We start from the raw sequence: 7153 nt of genomic DNA, 5'->3' as shown, positions 1-7153 counted from the left end.
GGCTCGGGCCCGGCAGGTCAGGGCCCCGGCCAGCCGCCCACCGGCCAGGCACCGTACGGCCAGGGCGGCGCGCCGGGCGGCTCCTCCGCGTACGGCTCGGTCCAGACCGCCGCTGCCCCGCCCGCACCCCGCCGGGAGGGCCAGGGCGGCGCGGCCATGTCCGGCCCGGGCGGCGGCGGTGGCCAGGGCACGGGCCCTGGCGCGGCGGCCGACACGCGTCCGTACGACGACGGCCCCTCCTTCGCCGAGCCCCCGCCCCTCGAGGACGACATCCCCGAGGAGGACGACCCGATCCTGGTGGATTCGGCACTCAGCGGCCATGACCTGTTCATAAAGGGGCTCGGGGCGACCGTCATCGATGAGATCAGCCACGACTGAGCGCGGGTCCGCACACGGGTGCGGGCCAGGTCCGGGCACGGGTGCGACCTGGGTACGGCCGTGCGTGCGACCAGGGGAGGGGCGCACGCCGCGCCGATCCTCCGTACGGCGTAGGGCGCTGGGCCGTACGAGCACGTAGGCTCGCTCTGTCACGTAAAACACGCGGCGATCCCGTAGAAATCCGTAGGGCCGTAGAACTCGCAGGGCCCGTAGACGACAGACGACAGACGGCACAGGCAGGAGCGATTCCGTGATCCCCGGTGGTGGTCAGCCGAACATGCAGGCGCTGCTCCAGCAGGCGCAGAAGATGCAGCAGGATCTCGCGGCGGCTCAGCAGGAGCTGGCCGAGACGACGGTGGAGGGCTCGGCGGGCGGCGGCCTGGTGCGGGCGACGGTGACGGGGGCGGGCGAGCTGCGCGGGCTGGTCATCGACCCGAAGGCGGTCGACCCCGACGACACCGAGACCCTCGCCGACCTGGTGGTGGCCGCGGTGCACCATGCGAACGAGTCGGCGCAGAAGCTCCAGCAGGACAAGCTCGGCCCGCTCGCCCAGGGGCTGGGCGGGATGCCCGGACTGCCGTTCTGACCTCGCGCTCCGCCTGACCTCGTTCGACCGGTTCGACCCGTTCGACTTCGTCCGGCGTCCGGGCGTCCGGCGTTCGGCCCCGATTCCCCTCGCGGCCCCGACTCCCGACCTCCGACCTCCGACCCCCGGCCCCGAAGCTCCGTAGGCCCCGAAGATCCGAAGGAAGGCACGGCGTGTACGAAGGCGTGGTGCAGGACCTGATCGACGAGCTGGGCAGGCTGCCCGGTGTGGGTCCCAAGAGCGCGCAGCGGATCGCCTTCCACATCCTGCAGGCCGACCCGGCCGACGTACGCCGGCTGGCGCACGTACTGTCCGAGGTCAAGGCGAAGGTGCGGTTCTGCGCGGTGTGCGGGAACGTCGCGCAGGAAGAGCGATGCCGGGTGTGCAGCGACCCGCGGCGCGACCCGGCGGTGATCTGCGTGGTCGAGGAACCCAAGGACGTGGTGGCGGTCGAGCGCACCCGGGAGTTCCGCGGGCGGTACCACGTACTGGGCGGCGCGATCAGCCCGATCGAGGGTGTCGGCCCCGACGATCTGCGGATACGGGAACTGCTCGCCCGCCTCGCCGACGGCACCGTCACCGAACTGATCCTGGCCACGGACCCGAACCTCGAGGGCGAGGCGACGGCGACGTATCTGGCCCGCATGGTGAAACCCATGGGTTTGCGCGTCACGCGACTGGCCAGTGGGCTCCCTGTGGGCGGCGACTTGGAGTACGCGGACGAGGTCACGCTGGGGCGGGCCTTCGAAGGGAGGCGGTTGCTGGATGTCTGACGCCGTGGTGGACAAGGACTCGCGGGCGAAGAAGAGCGGGAGCGGTAGGAACGTGAGCGTGGCGGGCAAGGACGTGGCGGGAGCGGGAACGGGAGCGGCGGGCAAGGCGACCGCGGGCAAGGGCGGCGCCGGCGCGGGCAAGAGGGGCGCCGCGGGTGCGGGCGCCCTGGTGGGCCGGCCGGACGCCCCGGGGCCGATTCCGGAGCCGCAGGAGCCGGACGAGTTCGCCGTGCAGATCAGCGACCAGATCGAGAGCTTCATCCTCTCGGTCCGCGAGGTCGCCAAGGGCGACGACCCGGACAGCGCGGTGCCGTACCTGCTGCTTGAGGTCTCCCAGCTCCTGCTGGCCGGCGGGCGGCTCGGCGCGCACGAGGACATCGTGCCGGACGAGCGGTACGAACCGGACGCCGGACCGGAGCCGGACGAGGACGACCTGCGGCAGCGGCTGGCCACGCTGCTGGAGCCGATCGACGTGTACTCGGAGGTCTTCGACCCGTACGTGCCGCGGTCGACGCCGGTGGCCTGCCGGATCTCCGACGACCTGGCCGACGTGGTGGCGAACCTGGCCCACGGCCTCACCCACTTCCGGGCCGGCCGGGTGTCGGAGGCGCTGTGGTGGTGGCAGTTCTCGTACCTGTCGAGCTGGGGGCTGACGGTGAGCGCGTCGCTGCGGGCGCTCCAGTCGCTGGTGGCGCACGTACGGCAGGACAGCCCGCTGGACGAGCTGGACGGCCTGGACACGGGCGGCGACGAGGACGAGGAGCAGTTGGCGCGCGAGGCGGGCCGGGTGATGGAGGCGGAGCTTGGCACGATGGGGTTGCGCCGCGGCCGGCAGTGAGCATGTGCCGCCGTCCGAAGTGAGCATGTGCTGTCACCGGCGGTGAACGCCTGCTGCCATCGGGGGTGGGCAGGTGCCGCCATCAGCGGTGATCACCTGGTGAACCCCGTGTCTCAGCATGTGATAAGCGCGGGGCGGTCGCGAGCGGCTCGTTAAACTGGGCCGACCGCATTCACCCTTGATCCACCCTGAGCGAGGAGCGCACGTGGGCCTTGTCGTGCAGAAGTACGGCGGCTCCTCAGTCGCCGATGCCGAAGGCATCAAGCGGGTCGCCCGCCGAATCGTGGACACCAAGAAGGCCGGCCACCGCGTGGTCGTCGTGGTGTCGGCGATGGGCGACACGACGGACGAACTGATCGATCTCGCCGAGCAGATCTCGCCGATCCCGTCCGGCCGCGAGTTCGACATGTTGCTGACCGCCGGTGAGCGCATCTCGATGGCGCTGCTGGCGATGGCGATCAAGAACCTCGGCCATGAGGCGCAGTCCTTCACCGGCAGCCAGGCCGGCGTGATCACCGACTCGGTGCACAACAAGGCGCGGATCATCGATGTGACACCGGGCCGTATCCGGACCGCGCTCGACGAGGGCAACATCGCGATCGTGGCCGGCTTCCAGGGTGTGTCCCAGGACAAGAAGGACATCACCACGCTGGGACGGGGCGGCTCGGACACCACCGCGGTGGCGCTGGCCGCGGCGCTGGACGCCGAGGTGTGCGAGATCTACACGGACGTCGACGGCGTGTTCACCGCCGACCCGCGGGTGGTGAAGGCGGCCCGCAAGATGGACTGGATCGCCTTCGAGGACATGCTGGAGCTGGCCAGTTCCGGTTCGAAGGTGCTGCTGCACCGCTGTGTGGAGTACGCCCGCCGCTACAACATCCCGATCCACGTCCGTTCCTCGTTCTCCGGGCTTCCGGGCACCTGGGTCAGCAACGAACCACCCCAAGGAGACAGGCCGATGGAGCAGGCGATCATCTCCGGCGTTTCGCACGACACGACCGAGGCGAAGATCACCGTGGTCGGGGTACCGGACAAGCCGGGCGAGGCCGCGACGATCTTCCGCGCGATCGCGGACGCCGAGATCAACATCGACATGGTGGTGCAGAACGTGTCGGCCGCGGCCACCGGGCTCACCGACATCTCCTTCACCCTGCCGAAGGCCGAGGGGCACAAGGCGATCGAGGCGCTCACCAAGGCGCAGACGGTGATCGCCTTCGACTCCCTGCGCTACGACGACCAGATCGGCAAGCTCTCGCTGGTCGGGGCCGGGATGAAGACCAACCCGGGGGTGACCGCGACCTTCTTCGAGGCGCTGTCCAACGCCGGGGTGAACATCGAGCTGATCTCGACCTCGGAGATCCGGATCTCCGTGGTCACCCGGATCGACGACGTGAAGCCGGCGGTGCAGGCGGTGCACTCGGCGTTCGGGCTGGACAGCGACAACGACGAGGCGGTTGTGTACGGCGGCACGGGTCGCTGACCCGGTCGCTGAACGGGCTGGTGAGTCGGGTCGTTGAACGTGCTGGTGAACGGGCTGCCGGGCGGGTGCTCGGCGGACCGCCGGCGGGCTGCCGATCGTAGCGTCGGACTATTGCTCCCCCATGGCCGCAACCGATGGCCGTGGGGGAGCGTCTTTGTGTCAACGCACACCCGTGGGGCTCACAGGGCTCCCCTAGGGTGGTGCACACCGAGCGCCGACCCGGGGGCGGTCGGTGCAGGGTGGGGCATTGCGCGGCATTGAGGAAGAGCTGGTACGCATGGCGATATGTGGCACTCCGTCGAGCGAAGTGCCTTGCGCGTACAACCCTCGCGGGGGGATGCGTGTCCAACTGGCGTGGCGGACGCATGGGGTATCGAGACGGGATTCGGGCGGCGCGGCGGCACCATCGCGCCTCCGCGGCCCTCGCGTACGGCGACCGGCGGTCTGCCGGTGATCGCGCCCTGGCCGGTGCGGGTGGCCGGTGCGAGCCACGACGGCGCTGAAGGGGCGATGGCCGTCGGCACCACCGTGGACCACCTCACCGAGACCTACCGCGCCCATTACCGCTCCCTGCTCGGGCTGGCCGCGCTGCTGCTGGACGACACCGCCTCCTGCGAGGACGTCGTCCAGGAGGCGTTCATCCGGGTGCACTCCGCCCGCAGCCGGGTTCGTGACCCCGAGAAGACCCTTGCCTATCTGCGGCAGACCGTGGTCAATCTCTCCCGCTCGGCGCTGCGCCGCCGCATCCTCGGCCTCAAGCTGCTGGCCAAGCCGATGCCGGACATGGCCAGCGCGGAGGAGGGCGCCTACGAGATCCTGGAGCGCGACCAGCTCAAGGCCGCGATGCGCAAACTCCAGCGCCGCCAGCGCGAGGTCCTCGTGCTGCGCTACTTCGTCGACATGACCGAGGCGCAGGTCGCGCAGACCCTGGGGATTTCGCTGGGCTCCGTGAAGGCGTACGGTTCGCGTGGTCTTGCTGCGCTGCGTGTTGCGATGGAGGCGACGTCATGACCCCTCCACACGACCCCCAGGGCCTCAACGGTCCCAGCGGCACCCACGGCCCCGAAGGCCCCGACGGCACACCCGAGATGGACGAGCAGACCCCCCGAGACCCGCAGGACTCGCAGCAGGACGAGGCGCCCGCGCAGAAGAAGCCGCCGACGCCGCCCGAACCGACGGCTCCCGTCGCCGCGGACAACGGCGCCGCGGGTTCCGATGGTGCGGGTTCCGCGGGTTCCGCGGGTTCCGGCGGTGCGGCCTCCGACGAGCCGACGGCCCCCGGCCGTGCGGTTTTCGGCGCGGCCCTTTCCCGCGCTGCCCTTTCCAGCGTGCCGGTGACGCACGATGTGACGCCGGACGGCGGCACCACCGACCTGGACGACCTGACCTCGGACGAAGCCGCGCTGCGCGCTCTCATGCACCAGGCCGTCGACCGGCTGCACGCCTCCCCGGACGCCCTGGAGCACCTGCGGCGGGCCGTACCGCTGCGCCGGCAGCGCCGTCGCCAGGCGATGCTCGGTGCCGCCGCGGCCGTACTGCTCGTGGGGCTGGCCGTGCCGGCCCTCCTCCGGGTCGCCGGCGGCGCGCGCCACACCACCGCGGCCCCGGTCGGCGTCGGCAGTTCCGACTCGGTCACCCCCGACGCCGCCGCCCACCGCAAGGACAGCGCCGCCGACCCGTCGGGCAGGGCCACCCACATGCGTGACGGATCGAACACGCCCTCCGGCGTGCCGACCAACCCGCGGAGCACCCCGTCCGGCAGCGGCGCTCCGGCGCCCGACTGCTCCAGCGTCCAACTCGGCCAGGGCATCAGCCAGGCCGACAGCCCCGACACCGACGGCCGCGTCTACGGCTGGTTCCGCGTCACCAACGTCTCCGAAACCCCCTGCACGGTGCCCAGCGGCGGCGTGGTCCGCGCCGTGGCGCACGGCTCCGCCGAGCAGGCCGCCATCCAAGTCGTCGGCCACACCCAGGGCGACCCGGCATCGGGCCTGCCCGCCACCATGTCCGAGACCCCTATCGTGCTCCGCCCCGGACAGGACTACGAGGTCGCCTTCGCCTGGGTGCCGACCTCGGGGACGGCCGGCTGCGTCTCCGCCACGCCGCCGCCCGACACCTCGACGCCGACGCCGACCACGACCGGCTCGGACGGCGGCAGCGACCCGGGCTCGGACTCGGGTTCGGGTTCGGGTTCGGGTTCGTCCAGCGGCAACGCTCAGCCGGCCGAAGGCGTACCCCCCTCCGCCCCGCCGCCCAGCGTCACCTTGGACCACACCCCGGCCGCGGGTGCGCCCGTCATCTCCGGCCCCGTCATCCAAGGTGCCTGCGCAGGCACCGTCTACACGACGCCCCCGATCGCGGAGTCGAACGGCACGATCGCGCCGTAGCGGCCGGCAGCCGACAGCCGGCAGCCGGCAGCGCGCGAGCTCCGGCCGCCGCCCGCGCGCCTGGACCGAGGGCGCGGACCGCCCCCCGTGGATCGGGGGCGCGGACCGCGCGCGCCGGCCGGGACCCCGACCGCACTACGGATCAGGCCCGTTGAGCAGGCGCGGGACCGACCGGGGCCGCGGCCACGCCCGGCCCGCCGGGGGCGGTTGCGGTCCGCTCGGACCCGCCCCGTAACGTGGTGGCGTGTACCGGTTCCTGCTCACTCCGCGCTGGCTGGCGGTCAGCCTGCTCGCACTGCTGGCCGTGCCGGTCTGCGTGTTCATGGGGAGCTGGCAGCTGAGCCGGTTCGACATGCGGGTCGACCAGCACAAGAGTGCCGAACACGACGAGAAGCGGACCGCCGCCGCGGCGCCGGTGCCCCTGGCACGGGTGCTGCCGAAGACCGGCTCCCTGGTCGAGAGCGACGACACCGGGCGGATCGTCAGCGCCACCGGCCGCTACGACACCGCGCACCAACTCCTCGTCCCGGACCGCCTGCTCGACGGCCACACCGGCTACTACGTCCTCACCCCGCTGCGCCTGTCCGACGGCGCCGCCCTTCCCGTGGTCCGTGGCTGGCTGCCGGGCAAGGCCGCCGACGCCGACCGCGCCCAAAGCGTGCCCGCCGCACCGGCCGGGCCGGTGACCGTCACCGGGGCCATGCAGTACCC

General features: G+C 72.1%; 7 protein-coding genes and 1 pseudogene. All 8 read left to right on the top strand.

All coding sequences use genetic code 11. The annotated features are described in order from the left end of the window. A pseudogene (locus AC13HU_RS27745) lies at positions 1 to 378 on the top strand (DNA polymerase III subunit gamma and tau); the annotation flags it as partial. A gap of 250 nt (positions 379 to 628) precedes the next feature. After that, the gene (locus AC13HU_RS27740; RefSeq protein ID WP_103890964.1) at positions 629 to 964 is read left to right on the top strand and encodes a YbaB/EbfC family nucleoid-associated protein; all 336 of its coding nucleotides are present in this window, start codon (positions 629 to 631) and stop codon (positions 962 to 964) included. Between the two features lie 173 nt (positions 965 to 1137). Then, complete coding sequence (gene recR / locus AC13HU_RS27735; protein ID WP_483044691.1) at positions 1138 to 1737, top strand: recombination mediator RecR; 600 nt, start codon at positions 1138 to 1140, stop codon at positions 1735 to 1737. Between the two features lie 196 nt (positions 1738 to 1933). Then, positions 1934 to 2575 carry a DUF5063 domain-containing protein gene (locus tag AC13HU_RS27730; protein ID WP_483044692.1) on the top strand — a complete coding sequence of 214 codons (642 nt, stop codon included), beginning with the start codon at positions 1934 to 1936 and terminating at the stop codon, positions 2573 to 2575. Between the two features lie 205 nt (positions 2576 to 2780). Further along, on the top strand, positions 2781 to 4055 hold the full coding sequence (locus tag AC13HU_RS27725; RefSeq protein ID WP_483044690.1) for an aspartate kinase: 1275 nt from the start codon (positions 2781 to 2783) through the stop codon (positions 4053 to 4055). Positions 4056 to 4409: 354 nt separating this feature from the next. Then, positions 4410 to 5066, top strand: coding sequence for a SigE family RNA polymerase sigma factor (locus AC13HU_RS27720; RefSeq protein ID WP_483044689.1), 657 nt, complete (start codon positions 4410 to 4412; stop codon positions 5064 to 5066). Then, complete coding sequence (locus AC13HU_RS27715; RefSeq protein ID WP_483044688.1) at positions 5063 to 6442, top strand: hypothetical protein; 1380 nt, start codon at positions 5063 to 5065, stop codon at positions 6440 to 6442. Before AC13HU_RS27720 ends, AC13HU_RS27715 begins: the two co-directional genes overlap by 4 nt. A 244-nt stretch (positions 6443 to 6686) precedes the next feature. Next, positions 6687 to 7153: SURF1 family protein (locus AC13HU_RS27710; protein ID WP_483044687.1), on the top strand; the 467-nt coding region annotated here is incomplete at its 3' end.

This window comes from Streptomyces sp. NH27 (genome assembly GCF_056859195.1).
The sequence above is the reverse complement of the archived record's forward strand: the minus strand, read 5'-3'. Positions and strand labels throughout refer to the sequence as shown.